At 72.3% G+C, this 25,036-nt stretch carries 23 protein-coding genes; 14 read left to right on the top strand and 9 right to left on the bottom strand.

All coding sequences use genetic code 11. From position 1 onward, the window contains the following. Positions 1–46: 46 nt before the first annotated feature. Positions 47–1,171, bottom strand: a complete 1,125-nt coding sequence (locus ACFYPN_RS23405; RefSeq protein WP_389300955.1) for an MFS transporter — start codon at positions 1,169–1,171, stop codon at positions 47–49. 345 nt (positions 1,172–1,516) lie between these two features. Between ACFYPN_RS23405 and ACFYPN_RS23400 the strand changes: the two genes are divergently transcribed. Together ACFYPN_RS23400 and ACFYPN_RS23395 are read left to right on the top strand one after the other, a co-directional pair. Next, positions 1,517–2,671 (top strand): fatty acid desaturase family protein, encoded by a 1,155-nt coding sequence (locus ACFYPN_RS23400; RefSeq protein WP_389300754.1) that lies wholly within the window; start codon positions 1,517–1,519, stop codon positions 2,669–2,671. Between the two features lie 100 nt (positions 2,672–2,771). Further along, on the top strand, positions 2,772–2,954 hold the full coding sequence (locus ACFYPN_RS23395; RefSeq protein ID WP_358757419.1) for a hypothetical protein: 183 nt from the start codon (positions 2,772–2,774) through the stop codon (positions 2,952–2,954). A gap of 106 nt (positions 2,955–3,060) precedes the next feature. Here ACFYPN_RS23395 and ACFYPN_RS23390 read toward each other — a convergent pair whose 3' ends face one another. Further along, positions 3,061–3,927, bottom strand: coding sequence for a hypothetical protein (locus ACFYPN_RS23390; RefSeq protein ID WP_358757417.1), 867 nt, complete (start codon positions 3,925–3,927; stop codon positions 3,061–3,063). Positions 3,928–4,133: 206 nt separating this feature from the next. Between ACFYPN_RS23390 and ACFYPN_RS23385 the strand changes: the two genes are divergently transcribed. The 5 genes from ACFYPN_RS23385 to ACFYPN_RS23365 all read left to right on the top strand — a co-directional run bounded on the left by ACFYPN_RS23385 (position 4,134) and on the right by ACFYPN_RS23365 (position 9,807). Beyond that, complete coding sequence (locus ACFYPN_RS23385; RefSeq protein WP_389300751.1) at positions 4,134–5,045, top strand: oxygenase MpaB family protein; 912 nt, start codon at positions 4,134–4,136, stop codon at positions 5,043–5,045. Positions 5,046–5,361: 316 nt separating this feature from the next. Next, on the top strand, positions 5,362–6,177 hold the full coding sequence (locus tag ACFYPN_RS23380; RefSeq protein ID WP_389300748.1) for an MHYT domain-containing protein: 816 nt from the start codon (positions 5,362–5,364) through the stop codon (positions 6,175–6,177). A 47-nt stretch (positions 6,178–6,224) separates the two neighbouring features. Beyond that, entirely contained in the window at positions 6,225–8,876 is a 2,652-nt protein-coding gene (locus ACFYPN_RS23375; protein ID WP_389300745.1) for a nitrate- and nitrite sensing domain-containing protein, read from the top strand. Further along, positions 8,873–9,307, top strand: coding sequence for a roadblock/LC7 domain-containing protein (locus ACFYPN_RS23370; RefSeq protein ID WP_358757410.1), 435 nt, complete (start codon positions 8,873–8,875; stop codon positions 9,305–9,307). Before ACFYPN_RS23375 ends, ACFYPN_RS23370 begins: the two co-directional genes overlap by 4 nt. Positions 9,308–9,330: 23 nt before the next feature. After that, positions 9,331–9,807, top strand: a complete 477-nt coding sequence (locus tag ACFYPN_RS23365; protein ID WP_358757408.1) for a DUF742 domain-containing protein — start codon at positions 9,331–9,333, stop codon at positions 9,805–9,807. A 106-nt stretch (positions 9,808–9,913) separates the two neighbouring features. On the opposite strand, the gene ACFYPN_RS23360 is transcribed toward ACFYPN_RS23365, so the two are convergent. Next, positions 9,914–10,417, bottom strand: coding sequence for a helix-turn-helix domain-containing protein (locus ACFYPN_RS23360; protein WP_358757406.1), 504 nt, complete (start codon positions 10,415–10,417; stop codon positions 9,914–9,916). 307 nt (positions 10,418–10,724) lie between these two features. Between ACFYPN_RS23360 and ACFYPN_RS23355 the strand changes: the two genes are divergently transcribed. Then, positions 10,725–12,851 carry an MMPL family transporter gene (locus ACFYPN_RS23355; protein ID WP_389300741.1) on the top strand — a complete coding sequence of 709 codons (2,127 nt, stop codon included), beginning with the start codon at positions 10,725–10,727 and terminating at the stop codon, positions 12,849–12,851. Between the two features lie 439 nt (positions 12,852–13,290). Beyond that, positions 13,291–13,848, top strand: a complete 558-nt coding sequence (locus ACFYPN_RS23350) for an ATP/GTP-binding protein (RefSeq protein ID WP_358757625.1) — start codon at positions 13,291–13,293, stop codon at positions 13,846–13,848. Positions 13,849–13,902: 54 nt separating this feature from the next. Here ACFYPN_RS23350 and ACFYPN_RS23345 read toward each other — a convergent pair whose 3' ends face one another. Next, entirely contained in the window at positions 13,903–14,331 is a 429-nt protein-coding gene (locus ACFYPN_RS23345; RefSeq protein WP_358757403.1) for a PPOX class F420-dependent oxidoreductase, read from the bottom strand. 139 nt (positions 14,332–14,470) lie between these two features. Between ACFYPN_RS23345 and ACFYPN_RS23340 the strand changes: the two genes are divergently transcribed. Beyond that, positions 14,471–14,875, top strand: a complete 405-nt coding sequence (locus ACFYPN_RS23340) for a roadblock/LC7 domain-containing protein (protein ID WP_358757401.1) — start codon at positions 14,471–14,473, stop codon at positions 14,873–14,875. A gap of 245 nt (positions 14,876–15,120) precedes the next feature. Here ACFYPN_RS23340 and ACFYPN_RS23335 read toward each other — a convergent pair whose 3' ends face one another. Then, positions 15,121–17,334, bottom strand: a complete 2,214-nt coding sequence (locus ACFYPN_RS23335) for a SpoIIE family protein phosphatase (protein ID WP_389300737.1) — start codon at positions 17,332–17,334, stop codon at positions 15,121–15,123. A 223-nt stretch (positions 17,335–17,557) separates the two neighbouring features. Here ACFYPN_RS23335 and ACFYPN_RS23330 point away from each other — a divergent pair, with 223 nt between their 5' ends. Next, on the top strand, positions 17,558–18,628 hold the full coding sequence (locus ACFYPN_RS23330) for an enoyl-CoA hydratase/isomerase family protein (protein WP_358757397.1): 1,071 nt from the start codon (positions 17,558–17,560) through the stop codon (positions 18,626–18,628). Positions 18,629–18,692: 64 nt separating this feature from the next. Here ACFYPN_RS23330 and ACFYPN_RS23325 read toward each other — a convergent pair whose 3' ends face one another. From ACFYPN_RS23325 to ACFYPN_RS23315, 3 genes are all read right to left on the bottom strand, one after another. Then, entirely contained in the window at positions 18,693–18,920 is a 228-nt protein-coding gene (locus ACFYPN_RS23325; protein WP_358757396.1) for a hypothetical protein, read from the bottom strand. Positions 18,921–19,013: 93 nt separating this feature from the next. Continuing rightward, on the bottom strand, positions 19,014–19,508 hold the full coding sequence (locus ACFYPN_RS23320; RefSeq protein WP_389300733.1) for a hypothetical protein: 495 nt from the start codon (positions 19,506–19,508) through the stop codon (positions 19,014–19,016). 186 nt (positions 19,509–19,694) lie between these two features. Continuing rightward, positions 19,695–21,077 (bottom strand): FAD-linked oxidase C-terminal domain-containing protein, encoded by a 1,383-nt coding sequence (locus ACFYPN_RS23315; RefSeq protein WP_358757392.1) that lies wholly within the window; start codon positions 21,075–21,077, stop codon positions 19,695–19,697. A gap of 174 nt (positions 21,078–21,251) precedes the next feature. Here ACFYPN_RS23315 and ACFYPN_RS23310 point away from each other — a divergent pair, with 174 nt between their 5' ends. Next, a complete protein-coding gene (locus ACFYPN_RS23310) occupies positions 21,252–22,115 on the top strand; it encodes a pentapeptide repeat-containing protein (RefSeq protein ID WP_389300731.1) in 864 nt (287 codons plus the stop codon). A 51-nt stretch (positions 22,116–22,166) separates the two neighbouring features. Here the strand turns inward: ACFYPN_RS23310 and ACFYPN_RS23305 are convergent, their stop codons facing one another. Further along, positions 22,167–22,826: an NADPH-dependent F420 reductase gene (locus ACFYPN_RS23305; RefSeq protein WP_389300728.1), complete on the bottom strand. Its 660-nt coding sequence runs from the start codon at positions 22,824–22,826 to the stop codon at positions 22,167–22,169. Positions 22,827–23,014: 188 nt separating this feature from the next. Between ACFYPN_RS23305 and ACFYPN_RS23300 the strand changes: the two genes are divergently transcribed. Together ACFYPN_RS23300 and adhP are read left to right on the top strand one after the other, a co-directional pair. Then, positions 23,015–23,566 carry a GH25 family lysozyme gene (locus ACFYPN_RS23300; RefSeq protein ID WP_389300725.1) on the top strand — a complete coding sequence of 184 codons (552 nt, stop codon included), beginning with the start codon at positions 23,015–23,017 and terminating at the stop codon, positions 23,564–23,566. A gap of 317 nt (positions 23,567–23,883) precedes the next feature. After that, the gene (gene adhP / locus ACFYPN_RS23295) at positions 23,884–24,897 is read left to right on the top strand and encodes an alcohol dehydrogenase AdhP (RefSeq protein ID WP_358757388.1); all 1,014 of its coding nucleotides are present in this window, start codon (positions 23,884–23,886) and stop codon (positions 24,895–24,897) included. The last annotated feature ends 139 nt before the right edge of the window (positions 24,898–25,036 follow it).

Raw genomic sequence — 25,036 nt, 5'->3', positions numbered from 1 at the left:
CAACGGCCGCGCGGTTCCGTGTCACGCCCTCACGCACCGGCCCCCACTACCCTGCGGGTTTCCGGCCGCGACAGGACAGTCGCCCGCCGAGGAGCAGCGTGCAGGCCCCGGTGCTCAGCAGCCCACCGGCCAGGAAGGCACCCCGGGCATCGGCGAGTTGCAGGATCAGGCCGCCGAGCCCGGCACCCGCCGCGATACCCGCGTTGTAGGCCCCGGAGTTCGCAGCGAGCGCGATGTCCGTGCGCCCCGGTGCGCAGTGCAGCATGGCGCTCTGCGTCGTCATGAAGACCGGGCCGAGCGCACCGCCCATCAACAGCAGGAACACCACCGCTGCCGCGGGTTCGCCACCGGTCGCGTACAGACCCGTCATGCCGAGGCTCTGAACCGCCACAGCCGCGACCATCGCGCCGTACGGAAAGCGGTCCAGCAGCACCCCGGTGATGCTCACCCCGGCCAGGCACGCCACTCCGAACGCGACGAGCAGGACGTTCGCCGTGCCGGGGGAGAACCCGCTGACGTCGCCCAGGAACGTGAGGATGTAGGTGAAGCCGGCGAACGCCCCCGTCGCGGAGAGGGCGCCGACCGCCAGCACGGTCCGGAACCGGCGGGCGTCGGGGCGGGTTCCGTAGGCAGCGGGCTGTTCATCCGGAGCGGAGGTCGGCAGCAGGGCAGCGATCGTCACGAGGGAGACCAACCCCAGGCCGGCCAGGGTCGCGACGGGCACCGGCCACTCGGTCCGCCTGCCCAGCCAGGTCCCGGCCGGGACACCGAGCACGAGGGCCAGCGAACCGGCGACGGAGAGCGCTCCGATCACCCGCCCGCGAACGCCCGGCCGGAACAGGCCCACCGCCACGGGCCCCATCACGGCCCAGAACAACGCCTGCCCGAGGGCGGTCAGCAGCCGGGCCACGAGGAGCAGCCAGTACGAGGTCGCCAGGGCCGCCACCAGACTGGACACGACCAGCGCGGCCAGCAGCCCCGTGAGCACATGGCGCCGTGGCACCGCCCGCACACCGTGGGCCAGCGGCAGAGAGGCGACCGCGACCGTCAGGCCGTACCCGGTGACCAGGAGGCCGACCGCCGACACCGGCACCCGCAGGCTCTCGGAGATGAGCTCGAGGAGGCCGATCGGCAGGTTCTCCGCGGTGTTGAAGGTGAAGGCGGCCAGCATCAGGGCCGCGAGCACCGCGGACCGGCGCCACAGCACCGGCCGGCCCGCTGTCGCACGGCCCGCGTCCGACTTCGCACGCCGCGCCCGCCCGATCGCACCGCGCATGGAGGTATCACACCGGTCCACGGGGCTCGCCGCAAGCCAGTTCGTCGGCGTACGGCCTCCTGTCGTGGGGCCGACGCGAGAACGCGACGCCCCGTGACGGGCGTGTACGGGGGCCAGCCCCACCAGGGAATCAGGGGGAATACCCCCTGCTCATCGGGATGGTGGCGCCATGGCCGGTGCAGGTCGCCCCTCATTAGGTTTCTTCGGGTAGGCGCACCCGTCCAGAGAGCTGGAGATGCCATGCCCCAGGCGACCACCACCGCCACCGACCCGTCCGGAGCACGGGCCGCCGCCTCCGTCGCCCCGTCCTCCCGGGGCGCGGACACGGCCCGGCCCGTCATACCCGGGGCCCGGCCGGCACCCGAGGCCGCACCCGCCCGGCAGTCCCTCACCACCGGGGCTCCCGGCGGCAGCGACTTCGCGCCCCTCCTCAAGGCCGTCAAGGGGCAGGGGCTGCTGGACCGCCGCACCGGCTGGTACGCCGTCGGCATTGTCGTGAACGCGCTCTCCCTGGCCGCGGTCGTCACCGGCGTCGAACTCCTCGGCGACACCTGGTGGACGCTGCTCCTCGCGGTTCCGCTGGCCGTTCTGTGGACCCGGACCGCCTTCATCGGACACGACGCGGGGCACGCCCAGATCACCGGGGACCGCAGAACGAGCCGGATCATCGGACTCGTGCACGGAAACCTGCTGCTCGGCATGAACGAGGCGTGGTGGAACGACAAGCACGTCCGGCACCACGCCAACCCCAACCACGTCGAGAAGGACCCCGACGTCGGGGTGGGAGCCCTGGTCTGGACCCAGAAGCAGGCGGCCCAGCGGGAAGGTTTCGCCCGTTGGCTCACCCGTCACCAGGCTCGCCTCTTCTTCCCCATGCTCCTGCTGGAGGGCATCGCCCTGAAGGTCTCCGGCTTCCAGTTCCTGCGTCGGCAGCCCGGCCGCGAGGGCGTGCTGTCCGGGCTGCTGATGGTCGCTCACCTCGGCCTGTGGGCGACGGTGTTCCTCACCGCCATGCCGGCCGGGAAAGCGGTCGTCTTCGCGCTGGTGCTCCACGCGCTCTTCGGACTGCATCTGGGGATGGCCTTCGCCCCGAACCACAAGGGCATGGAGATGCCCGACCCGGACGGCGACCGCTGGGGCCATCTGCAGCGCCAGGTCCTCACCTCCCGCAACGTACGGGGTGCCGTCCTCACCGACTGGTTCCTCGGCGGTCTGAACTACCAGATAGAACACCACCTCTTCCCGAGCATGCCCCGCCCGCACCTGCGTCTCGCCCAGCCGCTGGTCAAGGAGTACTGCCGCCGGATCGGGATGCCCTACACGGAGACGGGACTCGTGGAGTCCTACCGCCAGGGCCTGGCGCACATGCACGAGGTGGGCGAACCGCTGCGGTGATTCCCGGGACCGGGGGACGACGTCGCCGCGCGGGAACCGTTCGCGCCGCGCCGGCGTTGTCATGGGAGAAGCGGCTCCGTGCCGCGGAGGAGGCACCATCATGTCGAACGGCGCGAAGATCGTTATCGGGGGAGTCGTCGTGGCGGCCGTCCTGATCCCGTTCATCGGGTTCTGGTGGGCGCTCCTGGTGCTGATCGGCGTACCCGCCGCGGGATACCTGCTGCTCGATCCCGAGCAGCGGCGCAGGCTCCGGCGCATCCGGCGCAGGGGGATAGGACGTTGAACGGCACGCCCCGCAAGACCCTCGGCAGAGCCTGACCTCTGACCTCCGGGGCTTCCGCCAGGGCTCCGTCCCACGCCCCCGCGCAGGGCTCACGCCGTCACGGGGCTCAAGCGGGCCGGGTGGCGAGCGCGTCGAGTCCGGCGAGGAGCCCGAGGAGCTGCGGGCCCTGCCGTACCTGCAACACCTCGCCCGGCTCCTCGTCCAGCAGGACGAAGGCCATGTCGTCAGTCCGGGCGGCCAGCGACCAGCCGGGCCCGTCGACCCGCAGCGTCCGGGCGTCCGCAGAAGCGAAGGACGACCTGATGCGCCCCGGCGGCGGAGGCGAGTCAAGATACGCGTGCGCCTCCTCCATGACCTTGCGTACGCCGGGATGTCCCCTCGTCTCCGGAGGCCGCTCCTCCCGGTCCCCCTCGTCCGGACTCCCGGGCGCCAGGGACGCCGCCGCTCCGGGCCCGTGAGGGGCCGTGCCGACTGCGTTCACCTGCTCGCGCCAGGAATCCCACCGCCTGGCGATCTCGTCCGCCCCCATCCGCCGCTGCTCCGGGCCCCAGTCGCTGTCGGAGGGCGGCGTCAGCAGCAGCGTCCCGCCCGACCCGTCCTCGGCGGGCTCCGGGTCGTGAGGCGCGGGCACGCCGGGCGCGGCGACCGCCAGCGCGAGGGGCCAGCCCGGCAGTGCGCAGACGACCGTGCGGTCGTCGGGCGAGAGTTCGTGGGCGATTCCGCAGTCCCAGGCGGCGATGGCACCGGCGACCAGGGTGACGTCCTCGATCACCACGGTCCAGCGCGCGCCCGTGCCGTCCTGGCCGAGTACGAGGCCGTACCCCTCCTCGTACGGTTCAAGGGCGAGCGCCTCGCACGCGGCCGGATAGTCGTCGCCCAGCACCGTGGGAAAGTTCGCCGGGGTCAGCAGGAGCGCGGTCAGCACATAGAGCGCCTCGTCCTCGGCGGCGATCATGTCGTCCGTCCCCGCCACGGTGTCCTCCACTGGTCGGATGCGTGTGTCCGCCGCCTTCTCCGGCTACGTCGGCGCACCCTAACCAACCGGTAACCCCGGCGTCGAGACCTCGCGCGGCCGATGACCGCGGGCTTCGGGGCCCGGGGTCCCCTTTTCCGCACCGGGGCCGCACCACTTCCCTCCGCCGTAGAGTGAGGGCTCCGGACCGGCGGAGGGACTCGGGCGTGAAGAGGTACGACCGGCTGAAGGAAATCCGAAGCCTCGATCCCGAGAGGGACTTCCTGCGGATCTACCGCATCTCCGTCACTCTCGAATTCCCCTGGGACGTCACCCGGGCCCTCGAACTCGCGCTGTACCGGACCTATGCGGTGCCCAGCATCGGCCGGCTCCTCGCCACGACGGCGGAACTGACGGAGCGTTCCCAGAAGCGCTACGACGACACGGCGCTCCTGCTCGACGCCGTCGTGGAGCACGGCTTCGACTCCGGCGAAGGGCGTACGGCGCTCCGGCGGATCAACGCGATGCACCGCGGCTACGACATCAGCAACGACGACATGCGCTACGTGCTCTGCACCTTCGTCGTGATCCCCAAGCGCTGGCTGGACGCGTACGGCTGGCGCCGGCTGTCCGCCCATGAGCGCCAGGCATGGGCCCGCTATTACCGCACGCTCGGCACGCACATGGGGATCAAGGATCTGCCCCGCACGTACGAGGAGTTCGAGGGGACCCTCGACGCGTACGAGAGCGCCCATTTCGGGTGGGACGAGGGCGCCAGGAGGGTTTCCGACGCGACCCTGGACCTGATGGCCTCCTGGTACCCCGCGCCGCTGGCACGGCTGGTGCGCGGGGCGAGCCTCGCACTCCTCGACGACGCGCTGCTGGACGCCTTCCGCTACCGGCGGCCGGGCGCCTTCGCGCGTGGTCTGACCGGGGGAGCGCTGCGGCTCAGGGCGCGGGGGGTCCGGCTGCTCCCGCCGCGTTCCCGGCCGCACTACGCCCGCCAGAACCCGGAGATCAAGGGGTACCCGGACGGATACAGCGTGGCGGCTCTCGGTACTTTCCCCGTGCCCGGCGTGCGGGGGTGTCCGGTGCCGGACGCCGGGCACGTGTCGGACGGTGACGCCTCTCCCCGCTGAGGCGTCGCGTACCCGTGCGCTCCGTCGTCGCTCGTCTGCGCATGAGCCCGGCCGGGATGGCCGGAACAGGGCTGTGTGAGGAGTGGGACCACGGTCGGAGGGGAATGCTCCGGCAGGCCGTAGGGAGCGCGGTCCTCGGACTCCGGGGCCACCAGTTCCAGCAAGTTCATGGCGACAACCCGGGCGACCGTCCGCTGACTTTGGGCGACAGATTCAGCCAAACGCCGATCGCTTCGGAACGGTGATCTGTCATATTCCGTGGTTTTCGACGTGTGCCCCCGGCACGTACCGTCCGTAGGGCTAGCGTCCCCGACTTATGGGACACCTGGACCACGCCACCTTCGGCTGGCTGACACCCGTGCTGTCGTACGCGATGGCATCGATCGGCGCGGCGCTCGGTCTGCGATGCACCGTGCGCGCGCTGCACACCACCGGCCGCTCGCGGCGCAACTGGCTGCTCACCGCGGCATCCGCCCTCGGTACCGGCATCTGGACGATGCACTTCGTCGCCATGCTCGGCTTCGGGGTCACCGGCACCGACATCCGCTACGACGTGGGTCTGACCCTGCTCAGCCTGATCGTCGCCATGGTGGTCGTCGGGATCGGAGTCTTCGCGGTGGGATACGGACGCAACCGCGAACGGGCGCTGCTGACCGGCGGGCTCACCACCGGAGTCGGCGTCGCGAGCATGCACTACCTCGGCATGGCCGCCATCCATCTGCACGGCGAGGTCCACTACGACCCCGCGATGGTCACGGTCTCCGTGGTGATCGCCGTCGTCGCCGCCACCGCGGCCCTCTGGGGTGCCCTCAACATCCACACACCCGGAGCCGTGGTACTCGCTTCCCTCGGGATGGGCGCGGCCGTCAGCTCCATGCACTACACCGGCATGCTCGCGGTCGGCGTCGAGGTCGCTCCGTCCGCCGCACCCCTGACCGGGGCCACGTCCATGCAGTTCATCTTCCCCCTCACCGTCGGGCTCGGCTCCTACCTCTTCCTCACCTCGGCGTTCGTCGCGCTGTCCCCCACGGCGCGGGACGCCGACGCCTACGCGTCCGCCTCGGCCGAACGCGCCCGGCACACCGGCCGGCTCACCGCGCCCGGCGACCCGTCCGCGGCCACCGGCTCCTGACCGCCGCCGTCCCCGCCCCCGACCACCCCGACCGGAACGAGGAGGCCATGCGCCCCATCCGTACGAGCCAGGCGCCCGCCGCCCAGGACGACCGGCCCATACCCCCGGTGCGAGGCCGGCGCGCGCACGCGGGCCCGCCGGCCGACGAGCGCGGCGTGCTCAGTGCCCGTCCGCGGCGCCCCCCGGACCCGTCCGGCCGACGGCGCTCCTGGTCCCCGCGGCCGCGTACCGTACGGGCCAAAGTGCTGGCGCTGCTGATGGTGCCGGTCGTCTCCCTGCTCGCCCTGTGGGGGCTCGCGACCGTGACGACCGCCCAGGAGGTGTCACGGCTGCGCCAGGCGGAAAGGGTGGACGCCACGGTGCGCACCCCGGTCCGGCAGGCCGTCGACGCGCTCCAGGCCGAACGGAAGGCCGCCCTCGTCCAGTCCGCCGCACCGGGCGACGGCGCCGCCGCGACCCTGGAGACCCGCGCGGCCCGCACCGACGAGGCGCTCGGCCGACTGAGGATGGGCGAGGGCCACACGGTCGCGGACACCGGTGGCCTGCCCGCGGGGCTCGCCACCCGCATGGACGCCCTCCTCTCCCGTGCCGACGGGCTCGGCCCGCTGCGCGGCCGCCTCCTCGCCTCCCCGGGCCCCGGGAGTGACACCGACCGGGACAGCGCGTACCTCGCGTACACCGACGCCATCGGCGCCGCCTTCGGGGTCCTCGGAGCGCTCACCGGGATACAGGGCGCCGGAACCGGTTCCGAGGCCCGCGTCCTGCTCGAACTCGGCAGGGCGGACGAGATGCTGGCCTGCGAGGACGTCCTCCTCGCCGTGGCCGCCCGGACCGGCACGCTCGACGGGCCGGCGCTGCTCCGGTTCACGGGGGCCGTGGCGGCGCGGCGGTCGTTCACGGAGATGGCCGCCGCCGATCTTCCCGCCGCTGGACGCGATGCCTGGCAGGACCTCGCCGCGGACAGCGCGTACCGCGCCGTGGAGAGCGCCGAGGACGCCGTACTCGCCGCACGGCCAGGGGCTCCGGCCGCCCGTGCGGTCCCGGCCCCCGCCTGGGCCCTGGCGGGCGGGCCCGTCCTCACCCGGCTGCGCGCCGTCGAAGCCGCCGCGTCCGGCCCGCTCGCCGGCCGTTCGGACCCGCTGACGGGCGGACTGACGAGCCCCGACGGGGCCGCCGTCCTGTTCGGATTCGTCGCGGTGGCAGCGGCCCTCGTCATCTCCGTACGCATCGGCAGCGGCCTCGTCACGGAGCTGGTGAGCCTGCGCGACAGCGCCCTGGCCATCGCGCGCCACGAGCTGCCGCGCGCCATGGAACGCCTGCGGTCGGGCGAGGAGATCGATGTGAAGGCCGAATCACCGCCGCGCCGGCCCTCGCAGGACGAAATCGGCCAGGTCGGCGAGGCACTCGACATCGTGCACCGCGCGGCGCTCGGCGCCGCGGTGGAGCGCGCTGAACTCGCCGGCGGCATCGCCGGGGTCTTCGTCAACCTCGCCCGCCGCAGCCAGGTCCTGGTCCACCGCCAGCTCAACCTTCTGGACGGCATGGAACGGCGTGCCGACGACCCCGGCGAGCTCGCCGACCTCTTCCGCCTCGACCACCTGACCACCCGCATGCGCCGGCACGCCGAAAGCCTGATCATCCTGTCCGGAGCCGCCCCCGGACGGGCCTGGCGCAGGCCCGTGCCTCTCACCCAGGTGGTCAGAGCGGCGGTCTCGGAGATCGAGGACTACGCCCGGGTGGAGGTGCGCAGGCTCGCCGACGTCTCCGTGACCGGCGCCGCGGTCGCCGACCTCACCCACCTGCTCGCCGAACTCGTCGAGAACGCAGCCCAGTTCTCGCCCCCGCACACGAGGGTGCGGATCACCGGCGAAGCCGTCGGCAACGGCTACGCGATCGAGATCGAGGACCGCGGCCTCGGCATGGGCGGGGAACTCCTCGCCCGGGCCAACAGGCGCATCGAACAGTCCGAGGCGCTCGACCTGTTCGACAGCGACCGGCTCGGGCTCTTCGTGGTGAGCCGGCTCTCCTCCCGCCACCGGATCAAGGTGGGGCTCCGCAGCTCTCCGTACGGTGGTACGACCGCGGTGGTCCTGCTGCCGACCGCTCTGCTGCACGACGACCCGCCGGAGAGCGCGGAGCCGGGCGCCCTTCCTCCGAAGGCCGCCGTCGGTGAGGAGGCCGTACCGGGGGCGGCGGTCACCGACCGCGCGCACCGGGCGGCCTTCCCGCCGCCCGTCGCGGTCGCCGATCCCGTCCTCGCACCCGTCCCCCCTCCCGGTCCCGGTCCCGGGGCCACCCGGGAGCCCGCCCCGCGGACGCCCACCGCTCCGGTCACCGTACTCCGGCGGCGGCCCCGTACCGCAGTGGCCGGCCGCACACCCGACATCGGCCGACCCCAACCCCCGCCCGGGGCGGCGGCCGGCGGCGACGAGGAGCTCCCCCGGCGCGTCCGGCAGGCGCATCTGGTGCCCCAGCTCCGTGAAGGGCAGGCCCGGCCGCCCGAGGGGCAGCGGACCAGGGGTGCCGGCGAACCGCTGGAGCGCACCCCCGAACAGGTCCGGGACCGCATGACCGCCTACCGGGACGGATGGCGGCGCGGCAGCGGTGCGGTCCCGGGCGCCGCGACGGCACCGCCCCCCACGAGGCCCCCCGCACCGGGCCCGGCGGCCCACCCCCTCGACGTAGGAGACCCCGGATGACCGCGAACGTGAGGACGGACGTGAACCACCGCTCGGGCGAACTCGACTGGCTGCTGGACGATCTGGTGAACAGGATCGCGGAGGTACGGCACGCCGTGGTCCTCTCCGGCGACGGGCTGGCGGTCGGCGCCTCCAGCGTGCTCAGCCGCGAGGACGCCGAACACCTGGCCGCCGTCGCTTCCGGTTTCCACAGCCTGGCCAAGGGAGCGGGTCGTCACTTCGGGGCGGGCGGGGTGCGCCAGACGATGGTGGAGATGGACGACGGCTTCCTCTTCGTCGTCGCGGCCGGGGACGGCTCCTGCCTGGCGGTGCTGAGCGACGCCGTCGCGGACATCGGCCTGGTCGCGTACGAGATGGCACGCCTCGTCAAGCGGGTCGGCGAGCATCTGAGCGCGCCGGCACGGCTCGCCCAGCCCCCCGCCGCGAGGTGAGGGACAAAAGGAGCACGGTGCGCATGTCCGACGACCCCGAAGTTGCCTACGGCGGCCGGGACCCCTACGGCTTCCACGACCCCTACCGGGACCGGGAGACGGGCACCGGTGCGGATGCCCTGCGCGGGAGCCAGTGGTACGACGCCGACGCGGGACCGCTGGTGCGCCCGTACGCCGTCACCGGAGGGCGTACGGAGCCCGGCCCGAGCGGTGTGCCCTTCGACCTCATCGCTCTGGTGGTGGTCGACGACGCGTCCGACCGCGACGCCGAGGCGATGCTCGGTCCCGAGCACCGGGCGCTGCTCGCCCTGTGCGAGGACGAGACCCAGTCGGTCGCGGAACTCGCCGCCGACGCCGACCTCCCGGTGGGCGTGGTGCGGGTACTCCTGGGAGATCTGCTGGAAGGCGGCCACGTGACGGTCAGCCGGCCCGTCCCCCCGGCGCAGCTGCCCGACGCGCGCATCCTGCGCGAGGTCATCGACGGACTGCGGGCGCTCTGACAGCGGCCCCGGGCAGGATTTACGGCGCGCCCGGACTCCGGAGCCGGCCACCGCCGGGCCGGTCGGCGGGGAGTTCACGCACCCTTCGTGGCCGGCCCGGCGGCGTTCACTTCCGTGCCGTGCGGACCTGGCCGAGTTCGTCGTTCATCGCCTCGAGGAAACGGGCCACCGTGCGCAGCTCCGCCGCGTCGAACTGGCCCCGCGCCGCGCGGGTGCTCTCGGCCAGCGGCCGGAAGAAGTCCCGGGCCACCGCCATCGCCGCCGCCGCGTAGTGGAGGTGCACCACTCTGCGGTCGCCGCCGTCGCGGACACGCCGGATGTGACCGGTCCGCTCCAGCCGGTCCAGACAGGCAGTCACCGCCCCCGAGGTTAGGTTCAGCTGCTCCCGGAGCCGCCCAGGGGTCATGGCGGTGCCGGGCTCATGGTGGTCCGCGTCGAGGATCGCGATGAGCGCCTGCACATCCGTCGGGTGGAGGTGCTGGTCATGGGCGAATTCATGGGCGATCCGGTTGAACTCGCTGTTCATCCGCCGCAGCAGCACCGCGAAGGTCTGGAGCCCGGCCGAGTCCTCGTCCGGGCCTCTGTCCGGGCCGCCCTCTGTGCTGCGCATGTGTCCAGGGTAATATCTCTCAACGATTGAGATAGTTGATCGTTGAGAGACCCGCCCGTCCGCGTGTCGGGTCGCCATACGCGCCGTGATCCGGGGAACGTGTCCCGCCTCGCGGCACGGTCGTGTCGCACCGCCCTCGGCCAGTACCGCCGTACTTCCGTCCCCCCCTATCCCGTCCCTCCGCGCAGCCTCTCTTCGCACCACGGTTCACGGTCACTCCGAAGCACGCACTCTCGCTCCGAAGCAAGCTCTGTCACTCCGCAAGCGCGTCCGGTCGTTCACGAACGCGTCGACTCCTGGGGAAGCAATGACGTCCGCATCACGGCACCGCACCCTCCGATGGCTGGTGCCCGCAGTACTCGTCCTCGTCTGGCTCGGCATCGGGGGAGTGTTCGGCCCCTATGCCGGGAAGCTCGGCGAGGTCTCCACCAACGACCAAGCCGCGTTCCTGCCGCGCAGCGCCGAGTCGACCGAGGTCTCCGAAGAGCAGAAGGCGTTCCAGAAGTCCGGCACCGTGCCCGCCATCGTCGTCTGGACCGGCGACGGCGGACCGCTCCCGGACGGCGCGGCCGACGCCGCCACCCGCGCGCTCGCCACGCTCCGGGGCACGCCCGGTGTCGAAGGCACCCCCACCCCCGCGCTCCCCTCCGAGGACGGCCGGGCACTCGAAGGCATCGTCCAGCTCGACTCCGGCCTCGGCGACGCCCTGCCAAGCACCCTCGACCGGGTGCGCGACGCCGCCCGGACCGTGCCCGGCACCACGGTGGGCATCGCGGGACCCGCGGCGGCCCAGGCGGACCTCAAGGACGCATTCGGCGGCATCGACGGCCTGCTCCTCGGCGTGGCCCTCGTGGCCGTCCTCGTCATCCTGCTGCTGGTCTACCGCAGCCTGCTGCTGCCCTTTCTGATCATCCTCAGCGCCGTCTTCGCCCTGGGGCTCGCCTGCGCGATCGTGTACGTACTCGCCGATCACGGCGTCGTACGCGTCGACGGCCAGGTGCAGGGCATCCTCTCGATCCTCGTCATCGGTGCCTCCACCGACTACGCGCTCCTGCTCACCGCCCGGTTCCGGGAGGAACTCACCCGGGGCGGTGACCGGGCGGCAGCCGCGCTCGCCGCCCTCAGGCGTTCGGCGGGCGCCATCACGGCGAGCGCGGCGACCGTCGCCCTCGGGCTGCTCGCGCTGCTGCTCAGCGATCTGACGAACAACCGGGCACTGGGTCCGGTCGGCGCCATCGGGATCGTCTGCGCCGTGCTCTCCACGCTGACGTTCCTGCCGGCGGTGCTGGTGCTCACCGGCCGCGCCGCCTACTGGCCGGCCAAGCCCCGCCCCGTGGACGCCGCCACCGGTGGACACGGCATCTGGCGGCGCGTCGCCTCCTTCGTCGACCGCGCCCCCCGCAAGGTCTGGGCGGGCACCCTGCTCGTCCTGGTGGTGTGCGCGGTCTTCGCGCCCACCCTGAAGTCGCAGGGTGTGCCGCTGGACGAGACCTTCGTCAACGACGCGCCGTCCGTCTCCGCGCAGGCCACGCTCAGCGAGCACTTCCCCGGCGGTTCCGGAAACCCCGCGGTGATCATCGCCCGGGCCGACCGTACCGACGCGGTCGTCGCCGCCGCCGAGCACACCGAGGGGATCGCGGCCGTCACCCCGGTCACCGAGTCGGGGCGTCCCGGCGACGGCACCCCGATGGTCGTCGACGGCCGGGTGCGGATCGACGCCACGCTGAAGGCCGAGGCCGACAGCGACGCCGCCAACGCGACGGTGAAGAGGCTGCGCGAGGCGGTCCACGCCGTGCCCGGCGCGGAAGCCGCCGTCGGCGGGTACTCCGCGCAACGGCTCGACACCCAGACCACGGCGGCCGAGGACCGCGCGCTCATCGTGCCGGTGGTGCTCGCAATCATCCTCGTCATCCTGATGGCACTGCTCCGCTCGGTCCTGCTCCCCGTGCTGCTGGTCGCCACCGTCGGGCTCAACTACCTCGCCACACTCGGCGTCTCCGCACTGGTCTTCCAGCACGTCTTCGGTTTCAGCGGCACGGACGCCTCGGTACCGCTGTACGGATTCGTCTTCCTCGTCGCCCTCGGCGTCGACTACAACATCTTCCTGATGTCCCGGGTACGGGAGGAAGCCCTGCTCCACGGCACCCGACAGGGGATGCTGCGTGGCCTGATCACCACGGGTGGGGTCATCACCTCGGCGGGCGTGGTGCTGGCCGCGACCTTCGCGGCACTCCTCGTCATCCCGCTGGCGTTCCTGGTGCAGATCGCCTTCATCGTCGCGTTCGGCGTTCTCCTCGACACCCTGGTGGTGCGGTCGCTGCTGGTGCCCGCGCTGGTGCTGGACATCGGCGCCGTCTCGTGGTGGCCCAACAAGCGCATGACGACGCGTCGGGACGCGGAGGCGCAGACGGAGCACGAGGACGCGCGCTCCTGAGCCGCAGGGCTGACCCGGTCTCACGGGTATGGACCGAACCGGCCGCAAGGGGTCGTCCCGCCCGGACCTCCGCGCTCGATTGAGGACGCCATACGCGCATCCTCCGACCACCTTCCGGCCGCAACGATCAAATTGCGATCGCCGCCCTCGATCGGCCGACCGGCTTGTCATGCTGCTCCCGACCTGACCGGCACGCGTGCCGGAAACAACTCGACCGAGTCCGAAGGGGTGCGCCCGATCCGCGTGGGCGCACCCGGGCACTCATGGCTGAGAGAAGTGATCGATGTCCTCCGAGCACGCAGGCGGTGCGGTCCGTGGAGACGATGACGGGGTGAACGCGGACCGGGACGCCGCGTCGGGGGAGGGCGGCGACACCCGGAACGCCGATGAGGCTGACAACGCCGGGACCACCGACAGCCCCGAGAACACCGCCCTCGCCCTGAAGATCCTGGTCGCCGGAGGATTCGGTGTCGGCAAGACCACGCTGGTCGGTGCCGTCAGTGAGATCCGCCCGCTGCGCACCGAGGAACTCCTCAGCGAGGCCGGGCAGACCGTCGACGACACCGAAGGCGTGGAGCGCAAGACGACGACCACGGTCGCGATGGACTTCGGCAGGATCACCATCCGCTCCGGGCTCTCCCTCTACCTGTTCGGGACGCCGGGACAGGACCGCTTCTGGTTCCTGTGGGACGAACTGTCGCAGGGAGCGCTCGGGGCCGTCGTCCTCGCCGACACCCGGCGGCTGGAGGACTGCTTCCCCGCCGTCGACTACTTCGAGCACCGGCGCATCCCGTTCGTCGTCGCCGTCAACTGCTTCTCCGGTGCCCGTGCCTACGACGAACAGGACGTGTCGCTCGCCCTCGATCTGGATCCCGGGACGCCGGTCGTCCTGTGCGACGCGCGTGACCGCGCCTCCGGCAAGGAAGTTCTGATCAGAATGGTCGAGTACGCCGGGCGGATGCACACCGCCCGGCTGCTCGACTCCGTGGGCCAGTAGGGGACCGCTGTCCTCAGGCCCGAGCGGGGCCCGTGCCCGTCGGTGCCGCCACGGTCAGTCGGCGATGTCGGCCATCGAGACCACCTTCTCGACCCGCACCCGTACGAGCAATTCACCCGGGACCGCGTTGCGGCGGCCGTACTCCGCCGCCGCGTCCGGCCCCATGTACCGGGCGGCGATCCGGGTCGCCCAGGTCAGCAGCTCCTCGGGGTCCTCGCTGAGCGCGGCCCGCCCCTGGACGACGGCGAACGAGAACGGTGGCCGGTCGTCGTCCACGCACAACGCCACCCGGCCGTCCCGCGCGAGGTTGCGTCCTTTCACCGTGTCCCGGCCGGTGTTGAAGACCAGATCCTCCCCGTCCAGCAGGAACCAGACCGGTGCGATGTGGGGGCTCCCGTCGGCCCGGACGGTGGACAGCTTGCCGGTGCGGGTCCCCGCGGAGAGGAACGCCCGCCACTCTTCCTCTGTCATGTGGTGTGCCATGGGCCCATCCTGCGCCGTCGGCACGTGAGTGGCGCGAAGCGACGCCCCGGAACCCGTGCGCCGCTTGCCCGCAGGGGAGGTGTGCGCAAGGCTTACGCGCGACGAGGGGTACGGGGCAGTGGCAACGGGGAGGGCACGCATGGCGTTGGACCGGGGACTCGACTGGCTTCTCGACGATCTCACCAGCAGGGTGGAGCACATACAGCACGCCTTGGTGCTCTCGAACGACGGACTGGTGACAGGAGCCAGCACGGGACTCGTCCGGGAAGACGCGGAGCACCTGGCGGCGGTCTCCTCCGGGCTGCACAGCCTGGCACGCGGCTCGGGAAGACACTTCAGAGCGGGCAGAGCACGGCAGACGATGGTGGAGTTCGACGAGGCGCTGCTGTTCGTCACCGCTGCCGGGGACGGAAGCTGCCTCTGCGTACTCACCGCGGCGGAGGCCGACGTCGGTCACGTGGCGTACGAAATGACGCTGCTGGTCAACCGGGTCGGTGAGCACCTCGGCGTGGCCGTCCGGCAGGAGGACACTTACCCCTTCTGAACCGCCGCCGACCCGTCGTTCGTCTGCCGGGACGCCGGGACGCCGGGATGCCGGGACCTTGGGACGCCGGCCGGCCCGAGGGCCTCCGGGATGGTCCGGCACCCCCGTTCCTCACCCGTCCGACAGTGTCCGACGGTGTCCGACCCGTGCCGCGAGCGGTCCGCCGGACCTTCGCGACCGAGCGCTTCGAGCCAATTTCGGTCCGACACCCGCGGGGGTGACACCGATGCACGGCGTCCTGTCCGTCAGGTCCCGGCACTTCCGGAAGGGGCGTGGCCCACGGGCTTCTGCCCGTCCGGCGGTTCCTGGGCCCCGCGCCCGTCCGGAGGACCGGGAGAATCCGGCACCTCCCGGGCGGCGGGCGGGTCGGGCGGCCCCATCTCGCACCACACGGCCTTCCCTTCGCCCCGGGGCTCGATCCCCCACCGGAGGGCGACGGCGTCCAGCAGCAGCAGCCCGCGGCCCGAGGTCGAGGTCTCGCCCGGCGAGCGCCTGCGCGGCCACACGCTGGAGCGGTCCTGGACCGAGAGCCGTATCCGGCGCACGGGGTCGGGGAGCACCTCCACCGTGAGCACCGCGCCTCCCTCCGTGTGCAGCAGCACATTGACCAGGAGTTCCCCGGTGACGAGTTCGGCGTCGTCGGCGAAGTCCTCCATGCCCCAGTCGGCCAGCGCCTGCCGGACGATGGAGCGGGCGTCCGAGAGGCCCTCGGGGTCGGCCTGGTGAATGTACTGGTGCAGCCGGGGCGCCAGGGAGGACCCCACGTCCGGACGGCGCCGCAGCACCAGCAGCGCGACGTCGTCGCCCGATCCCCAGCGCTCCCACAGCCGTTCGGAGAGATGGTCGGCGAGCGCCTCGGCCCCGGCCGGCCCGGTCCGCACCTCCTGCGCCAGCGCGGCCAGCCCCGTGTCGATGTCCGCGCCCGGCTCCTCCACCAACCCGTCGCTGAAGAGCACGAGCGTCTCGCCCGGCACCAGATCGAGACGGGTCTCCGGGAACTCCTCGTACTCGAAGTACGTCGAGACGCCGAGCGGGAGGCCGCCCCTGACCTGGGGGCTGCGGACCCGCCCGTCGGCGTGCCGGATGAGCGGCCCGAAGTGGCCCGCACGCGCCACGCGCAGGGCGCCCGAGCCCAGGTCGACCTGCGCGTAGGTGCAGGTCGCGAAGCGGTCGGTGTCCAGTTCGGAAAGAAAGCGAGAGGCCCTGGCCAGCACGGTCGCCGGCGGGTGCCCCTCGGCGGCGTAGGCGCGCAGGGCGATCCGGAGCTGGCCCATGATCGCCGCCGCATGGGTGTCGTGTCCCTGCACATCGCCCACCACCAGGCCGTACCGGCCGTTGGGCAGCGCGATCATGTCGTACCAGTCGCCGCCGACCTGGCGCCCGGTCCGCGCCGCGTGGTAGCGCACCGCGATCTCGCCGCCCTCGACGCCCTGGATCCGCCGGGGGAGCATCGCCGCCTGCAGCCCGGTCGCGAACTCACGCTCCTCGTCGAAGAGGATCGCCCGCTGCAGGCTCTGCGCGAGGATGGCGGCGAGCCCCAGGCAGAGAATCCGCTCGTCCGCGGTGAACGACATCCGCCTGCCGTAGAACATCGCCAGCCCGCCCAGCGAACGCGCCTGGGCGACGAGCGGCAGGTATGCGGCGGCGGAGAAGCCCAGCAACTCCACGTGGGACTTCAGCGCCGGGTAGCGCCGGACCAGGTCGTCGGGGGAGGTGATGAACCGGGGGCGGCCGCTGAGGATGGTGTCGACCAGGGGCAGCTTCCGGCCGAGGTCGCCGGAGCCCAGACCCTCGAACGCCTCCAGGGTCTGCCCGCTCACCGCGACGACGTTGAGCGACGCGTTCTCCACCAGCCCGAGCGTCACCCCGTCCGCGCCCAGCCTCGCCGTTCCCCCGGGCCCGGTCAGCGCCGCCGTCACGTCGTCCACGGACGCGGCACGCGACATCGCACTGGTCGTCCGCTCGACGATGCTGGTCTGCCGCTGCCGGCGCTTCTCCAGTTCGAGTACGAAGTCCGAGTGCGTCACCTCCGCCGTCGCGTCCCGCACCACGCCGACGATGCGGTGGGCCCTGCCGTCGGGGTGACGCAGGATGCGGGCCTGCACGTGCGTCCACTGGAACGCACCGTTCGGCATGGGGACCCGGAAGTGCACGCTGTACGAATGGGCGCCACTGGTGACGGCCTCGTCGATGGACAGGTTCAGGCGCTCACGCTCCGCGGGCTCCAGCAACTCGATCAGGGTTCCCGGGCGGCTGGCGTCGAACGTGTCGGGATCCACCCCGAACACGATCAGCCCGGCGGCGTCCACGTTCACTCTCCGGGTCTCCAGATCCCAGTCGAAGCTCCCGGTCCGGTTCATCGCCAGCCGCTGGACCGTGCCGATCCCCCTGCCGAGTGCGGGGGCGTCCGGACGCGGCGGTGCGGACGCGTGATCCGCGGACTTCCTGTGGTCGGTCATTGCGGCTCCGGAGGTCGTCCGGCGGCGGGCCCGACGGGCTGCGGGAAAGACCCTGGTCGTCCAATTGTCGAGCCGGTCCGGTAGGAGTGCCACAGATGCTGGTGGGCCCGGTGCGATCCGCGCGGCCCCGCGCGCGGGCGGGGCCGCGCGGCGTCGCAGAATGGCGGGCATCGATCGTCCGCACCCGCGGGCGCCGCCGCGGACCACGTACCGGAGCCCTTCCATGACCGACGACGCCCCCGTCCTGCTGCGCACCGACGGCCACGTCCGCCACATCACCCTCAACAGGCCCCGCGTGCTCAACGCCCTCGACCACGCCTCCGTACGCGCCCTCGACGAGGCGCTCGGAGCGGCGGAACACGACGACGGGGTCACCGCGGTGGTGATCTCGGGAGCCGGAGACCGCGGTCTGTGCGCGGGCGGCGACATCCGCGCCCTGCACGACGACGCCAGGGCCGGCGGCACCGCGTCCCTCGACTTCTGGCGCGACGAGTACCGGCTCAACGCCCGGATCCACCGGTACCCCAAGCCGTACGTCGCCTACATGGACGGCATCGTGATGGGAGGCGGGGTCGGGATCTCGGCGCACGGGAGCGTACGCATCGTGACCGAGCGCTCGCGCATCGCGATGCCGGAGACCGCGATCGGATTCGTGCCGGACGTCGGCGGACTCCACCTGCTGTCCCGGGCTCCCGGGGAGCTGGGAACCCACCTCGCGCTCACCGGCCGGCCCGTCGGCGCCGCGGACGCGCTGCTCTGCGGCCTCGCCGACCACCACGTCCGGTCGGGGGACCTCCCGGCCCTCACGGCCGCGCTCTCCGGATGCGCGACCCCCGCCGACGTGACACGCACCGTCCTGCGCCACACCACCGGCGCGGAGGCCGGGGAACTCGGCGCCGCGCGCGACTGGATCGACAGCTGCTACACCGCCGGCACCGTCGGCGGCATCGTCGGCCGACTGCGCGACCACGGGGCCGCAGCCGCGAAGGAGACGGCCGAGACGCTCCTCACCCTGTCACCCACCGCCCTGGCGGTCACCCTGTCCGCCGTACGCCGGGCGCGGGCGGCGCGGAGCCTGGAGGAATCGCTCGACCAGGACTTCCGCGTCTCCACCCGCGCTTTCGCGCACCCCGACTTCGTCGAGGGCGTGCGGGCCAGGATCGTGGACAAGGACTACGCGCCCCGTTGGCGGCCGTCGCACACCGAGGACGTGCGCGAGAGCGACGTGGCCCGGTACTTCGCTCCGCTGGACGCGCGGGAACTCGGGCTGGCACCCGCCCCGGGAGAGGGCTGAACCCCGCGGACCCACCCTCCGCCCGCAGGTGCAGAAACAGGAACGGGATCGGGAGCGGTGGATCTCACCTGCTGCTCGCCGACAGGCTGGGCCGCAGCGCCCGTACGAGAGCGAAGAGGCGTTCCTCGTTCCCCGAGAGGTCGGCGTCCCGGAGCGCCCGGTCCGCCTCCTCCATCGGTGCGGTGAGCAGGGGCAGGCAGAACGGCGCTTCCTGCGGTTCGGTGAGTACGGCCCGGGTGGCCTCCAGCAGCCTGACGTAAGCCTGGGCCGCGGCGAGCTCGTCCTTCTCCATCTCGGCTTCTCCTGGTCGGAAGTGTCGGGCCATCAGCATCTCCCACGGGTCTGACAACGACGGGCAACCGGCCCCACCGCGACGCGGGCCCCGTCACCGACCGGTCGCCCGCCGGAGGCCGGACGGTGGCTCCACCTCGAGGAACCGGCGCCGCCGGGGCCCCCGGTAGAGCAGCGCCGTCCAGCCCAGTCGGCGCAGGACGCCCGCACACCGGGTGAGCGCTCCCTCCTCGTCCTGGGAGGCGCCGCTGCCCGCAGGGCCCACCCACTCCACCCGGACGGTGCCGGGCGCGGAGCCCGCGTGGACCAGGTAGCCCGCCGAGGCCCGCAGGCCCGAGGCGTGCACGGCCGACGGCCTGACACCGGCCGCCTCCAGCGCCAGTGACACCGCGCGCACGGGTCGCAGGACTTCCCAGGCCGCGGGCACCGACTCCGGTGCGGGATGCTCCGAGTTGGTCAGGCGCCGGATCTGCAGCAGGCCCCCGTGGGCGGTGGCCACGGCAGCCGCACGGGCCGCCGCGGCGGATTCCGGGAGGACCGGCCCGTCCCCGGTCGCCGGTTCAAAGCCCGTCTCCTCAGCGTCCGGCACCGCGCACCCCGACAGCTCGCCCCGGCCTCCGTGTCATCCCCGCCACCCCTCGCCCCGTCCTGTCCCGTCCTGAAGTCTGGTTCCCCTGCGACCAGTCTGCCGCGACGCACCGACAACGACGGAGGGTACGAGCCGGGTGCCGCACGGGCGGCTCCCGGCCGCCCGGTGCGTCGGCGTGGCGGCAAGTCAGGCCCCCGGGAGGTCCGCGGCCAGCACCTTCCCGGGGTTGAAGATGTGGTGCGGGTCCAGGGCGGACTTCACGGCCCGGTGCATGGCGAGTACGGCCGGACCCAGTTCCCTGCTCATGCCGCCCCTCTTCAGCAGGCCCACCCCGTGTTCGCCCGTCACCGTGCCGCCGAGCGCGATCGCGTCGTCCAGGATGTCCTCGAACGCCAACTGGGCCCGGGCCCGTGCGGCTTCGTCCCCGGGCGGTGTGATGATCAACGGGTGGAGGTTGCCGTCGCCCGCGTGCGCGATGTTGGCCACCAGGATGTCGTGCCGGGCGGCCGTACGCTCGATCCTCGCCAGCATCTCCGGCACCGCGGTCCTGGGCACGCACACGTCCTCGGTGAGCACGGGGCCCAGACGCTCGAGTGCCGGGTAGGCGAGCCGTCGTGCCTCGAACAGGGCGTCGGCCTCCTGCTGGTCGGTGGAGACCGCCGCCCAGGTCGCCCCCGCGCGCTCGAAGCACTCCCGCACGAGCTCCGCTTCCGCGTCCCCCTCGGCCCCAGGAGTGTCGACCCTGCCCAGCAGGACCACCTCGGCGTCGGCGGACAACCCCATGTTCTTCCACGCGTCGACGGCGGCGAGGCAGTGACGGTCGACCAGTTCCAGTGCCGAGGGGATGACTCCCGAGGCGGTGACGGCACTGACCGCCTCGCCCGCCGTCACGACCGAGGAGAAGTACCCGGCGACGGTCCGCTCGGCAGGCCGCTGCGGCCTGAGCCGAACAGTGATTTCGGTGATCACGCCGAGCGTGCCCTCGGACCCGACCATCAGCCCGGCCAGGTCGTACCCCGCGACACCCTTGGCGGTGCTCCGCCCCAGCCGGACCGTCTCGCCCAGCCCGTTCACGACCTCCAGGCCGAGTACGTAGTCGCGGGTCACGCCGTACTTCACGCAGCACATGCCGCCGGCGTTCGTCGCCACGTTCCCGCCGATGGTGGACCACGGGGAACTGGCGGGATCCGGCGGATACCAGAGACCGCGCTCGGCGCAGGCGGCCCGCAGGTCGTCGTTGACGACGCCCGGCTGCACGACCGCCAGCCGTTCGGCGGGATCGATCCGCAGCACGGCGTTCATGTCCTCGAACGAGAGCACGATCGCACCGTCCAGCGCGTTGGCCCCGCCCGACAGCCCCGTGCCGGCGCCGCGCGGCACGAGGGGGATGCCGTGCTCGACGCAGTGGCGCACCACGGCGCGCACCTCGCCCGTGTTCTGCGGCCTCACCACTGCCAAGGGCGTCCCGTACGGAGCCCACTCCGCCTCGTCGTGCTGATAGCGGGCCAGACCCGCCGGATCCGTGAGCACCCGCTGGGCCGGGATGCTGTCGACCGGTGCGTTCGTCATGCCGGTGGCCACCTCCTACAACGATGTATGTGCCATCCATCATGGCGCCCGAGGATCGGGTCCCCGGAAGCGGGCCGCCGAAATCCAGGAGACCGCACCGGGGCGACTGGATAGGCTGCACGCGCCATCGCTTCGCAGAGGGACTTCGCAGAGAGACGCAGAAGGACACCGAACGTGCCCAGAACAGCCCGGACGCCCGGTCCACATCCCGGGTCTCCCGATTCCGGCACCGCGCCGGACGTCCTGCGAGCCGACTGCGCCAACTGTTTCGGACTGTGCTGCGTCGCTCTCACCCTGTTCGCGTCCGCGGACTTCGCGGTCGACAAGGAGGCGGGCGAGCCCTGTTCCCACCTCGGGGAGGACTTCCGCTGCGGAATCCACCGGCGGCTGCGCCCCGCCGGATTTCCCGGATGCACCGTGTACGACTGTTTCGGCGCGGGCCAGAAGGTCTCGCAGGGCGTGTACGCGGGTCAGGACTGGCGCTCCCGTCCGGAGACCGCGGACCAGATGTTCCGGGTGTTCCGGGTGATGCGTCAGCTCCACGAGATGCTCAGCCATCTGACGGAGGCTCTCGCGCGGCCCGAGACCGAGCCGATGCGCGAGGAACTGCGGCAGGCGCTGGGCGCCACGGAACGACTCACGCGGGAGCCCGCCGACGAGCTGGCCGACTTCGACGTGACCGCACACCGGGAGGCCGTCGCACCCCTGCTGCGCGAGGTCAGTGCCCTCGTCCGCGCCACCGTGTCCGGGCGCCCCGGGAAGCGGCGCCCGGGCCGTGATCTGTTCGGGGCCCGGCTCCGGGGCGCTGATCTCCGGGGCGCGGACCTGCGGTCGGCGTGCCTGGTGGCGGCGGACCTCACCGGCGCGGACCTGGGCCGGGCGGACGTGATCGGAGCGGACTTCCGCGACACCCGGCTGTCACGCGCCGACCTGACGACCACGCTCTTCCTGACCCAGGTCCAGCTCAACGCGGCGCGGGGCGACGGCGGGACGAAAATTCCGCCGTCGCTCACCCGCCCCGCCCACTGGAGCGTCTGACGGCGACCGGCACGGCGCTCGTCCCGCCACGCCGGACCGCCGCGGAGGGGGTCAGGCCCGCCACTCCGCGGTGCGCTCGGGCGAGGCCGCGGCCAGGGCCTTGAGGATGGTTTCGGCGTCGCCCCGGTTGCCGTACACGGGTGTGCCGGGCTGCTGGCGCCAGGACTCGTCCAGACCCCCGGCGTCGACCGTGTCAAAACCCAGCTCGTCGATGAGGTCCCGTACGACCCTCTTCGCCTCTTCGTCGTCCCCCGCCACGGGTAGCGCCTGCCGCCCCGGAGTTCCCTGCGGAAGCCCCCGGTCCAGGATGTCCTGGGCGAACGTACCGTTGAAAGCCTTGACCACCGGATGGCCGATCTTGGCCTCGGTCCAGCGGCTCTCCGGCAATCCGTCCTCGATCTCCTCGATCCGGCCGTCACGCTGCTGCGGATAGTAGTTGCCGGTGTCGATCACCACAGCGCCGTCGGCCGCGTGGTCGAGGAAGCCGGCCGGCAGGTCGGGGACTGACTTCAGTGGCACGGTGACCACGACGATCCGCGCGCCACGCGCGGCCTCGGACGCCTTCGCCGTGGTGGCGCCGGTCTCCGCGGCGAGGGCTTCGAGAGTCTCCGGGCCGCGCGAATTGGCGACGGTCACTTCGTGACCGAGAGCGGTCAGACGCCGGGTCAGGTTGCCGCCGATATTGCCCGCACCGATGATGCCGATCTGCATATGATCCGACCTTCTTCATGTAGTGCCGCAAGGGTGAATGGTCCCGTGTAGTGCGCCAACCTCTTCGTCCCGCCCCCTATTCCTGCCGCTGAATCGATACTTCCGCCGAAGCGGAAGTGGGGCGGTCCCGTTGCGGGCATCTGAAGGGGCGAGGACGGACGTGTCGGACGCGCCGGAGGGTGGCCCCCATGCTGCACGGAATCGATGTCAGCTCCTACCAGGAGACGTTCGACACCGACGGAGTGGACTTCGTCTTCATCAAGTCGACGGAGGGGAGTTCCTACGTCAACCCGCACCTGGCCGCGCAGGTGAAACGGGCGCGGGACGCCGGCTGCGTGGTCGGCTTCTACCACTTCCTCTGGCCGGGCAAGGTGGCGGAGCAGGCACGCTTCTTCCTCGCCCGGACGCCGGAGAGGGCGGGGGACCTCTTCGCCGTCGACTGGGAGCAGACCGGTGACGGTACCCGGGCGAGCAATGCCGACAAGGATGCGTTCCTCCACGACGTGAAACGGCTCCGTCCGGACCACCGGGCCCTGCTCTACTGCGGCCGTTCGTTCTGGCTCGACGTCGACAGGACCTCGTACGCGGGCGACGGCCTGTGGATCGCGGACTACGTGGAGCCGGGGAAACCGCGCATCGAGGCGGACTGGCGCTTGCACCAGTACACGGATCATCCACTCGACAAGAACGTGGCGGCCTTCGCCTCGCCCGCCGAACTGCGCGACTGGGCCGGGGGGTGAGGCTGTCCTCCGGCTGCCCCAAGACTCCTCACCGAGCCGCGCCGATCGGATGCAGCCCGACCGGCTCACGGGCTGTCCCGTCCCGCACGTCCTGGCAGGTGGGCGACGACAGTGACGGCACCTCGCCGGTTGTCGGGGCGTCCGCGTACATCCAGTATGCGGACGCCCCTGCGCCTCGCGATGCACCGCATCCGACGCCGCGCACCGATCCACCACGATCACGGGAGAGGCCTTAGTGTATTTTGTGCCAAATGTCCGATCTGGTGTGAAGGTGGCTCGCCACGCCCCCGTCCCACCGGGTGAACGGAGGAGCGCCCATGAAAGCCGCCGTGGTCCACAGTTTCACCGAACCCCTGACCGTGGAGGAGAGGCCCGTCCCGACGCCCGCGCCGCACCAGGTGCTGGTGCGGATGGAGACCTCCGGCCTCTGCCACACCGACATCCACGCCGCCCGGGGGGACTGGCCCGTGAAACCGGCGCCCCCCTTCGTTCCCGGCCACGAGGGGATCGGCGTGGTCGAAGCCGTCGGCGACCAGGTGAGCCACCTCGCGCCGGGGGACAGAGTGGCGATCCCCTGGCTCGGCGAGGCCTGCGGCCACTGCGACCACTGCGTCTCCGGATGGGAGACCCTCTGCCTGGAGCAACGCAACAGCGGCTACTCCGTCGACGGCAGTCACGCGGAGTACGCCGTGGCCCACGGCACCTACGTGGTGCCGGTGCCCGAGGGAATCGACCCGCTCGACGCCGCCCCGCTGACCTGCGCGGGCGTGACCACGTACAAGGCGGTCAAACTGTCGGGTGCCCGTCCCGGCGCCCGGGTCCTCGTCTCCGGAATCGGTGGCCTCGGGCACCTCGCGCTCCAGTACGCGCGGATCTTCGGGGCGGAGACCATCGCGGTCGACGTCACCGACGAGAAGCTGAGCCTCGCCCGCGACCTGGGTGCGGACCACGTCATCGACGCCCGTACCCAGAACGTCGCCGAGGAGGCCCAGAAGCTGGGCGGCGCCGACGCGGCGATCTCCCTGGCGGTCAGCAACGAGTCCTTCTCCGCCGCCTACGGATCGCTCCGCCGGGGCGGGACGCTGGTCCTCGTCGCGCTGCCGGCCGAGGGCACCCTGGCGCTGCCGGTCTTCGACACGGTTCTGAACGGAATCACCGTCGTCGGCTCGATCGTCGGGACCCGCGAGGATCTGGCGGAGGTCTTCCGGCTCCACAGCCTGGGCCGTACCCGGGTCGCACGCGAGACCCGGAAGCTCGACTCCATCAACAGCTCGATCGACGAGGTGCTCGAGGGGAAGGTGTCCGGCCGCCTCGTCTTCGATCTCCGCTGACGCCTTCCTGGGCGGCGACCCCGCCGCCGTTGGGCCGTTCGAGTGTCGTTGACGCACGGTGGCGCTCCACCGTGAAGGATGTCCCACCGGGCCGAACCCCACCGGGCCATTCTGGTCGGCGTGTCCGCAACGGACCGTC

The sequence above is a fragment of the Streptomyces sp. NPDC005576 genome, assembly GCF_042871745.1.
Classification (GTDB): domain Bacteria; phylum Actinomycetota; class Actinomycetes; order Streptomycetales; family Streptomycetaceae; genus Streptomyces.
Note: the sequence above shows the minus strand (reverse complement) of the source record. Positions and strands in the feature narration are given on the sequence as shown.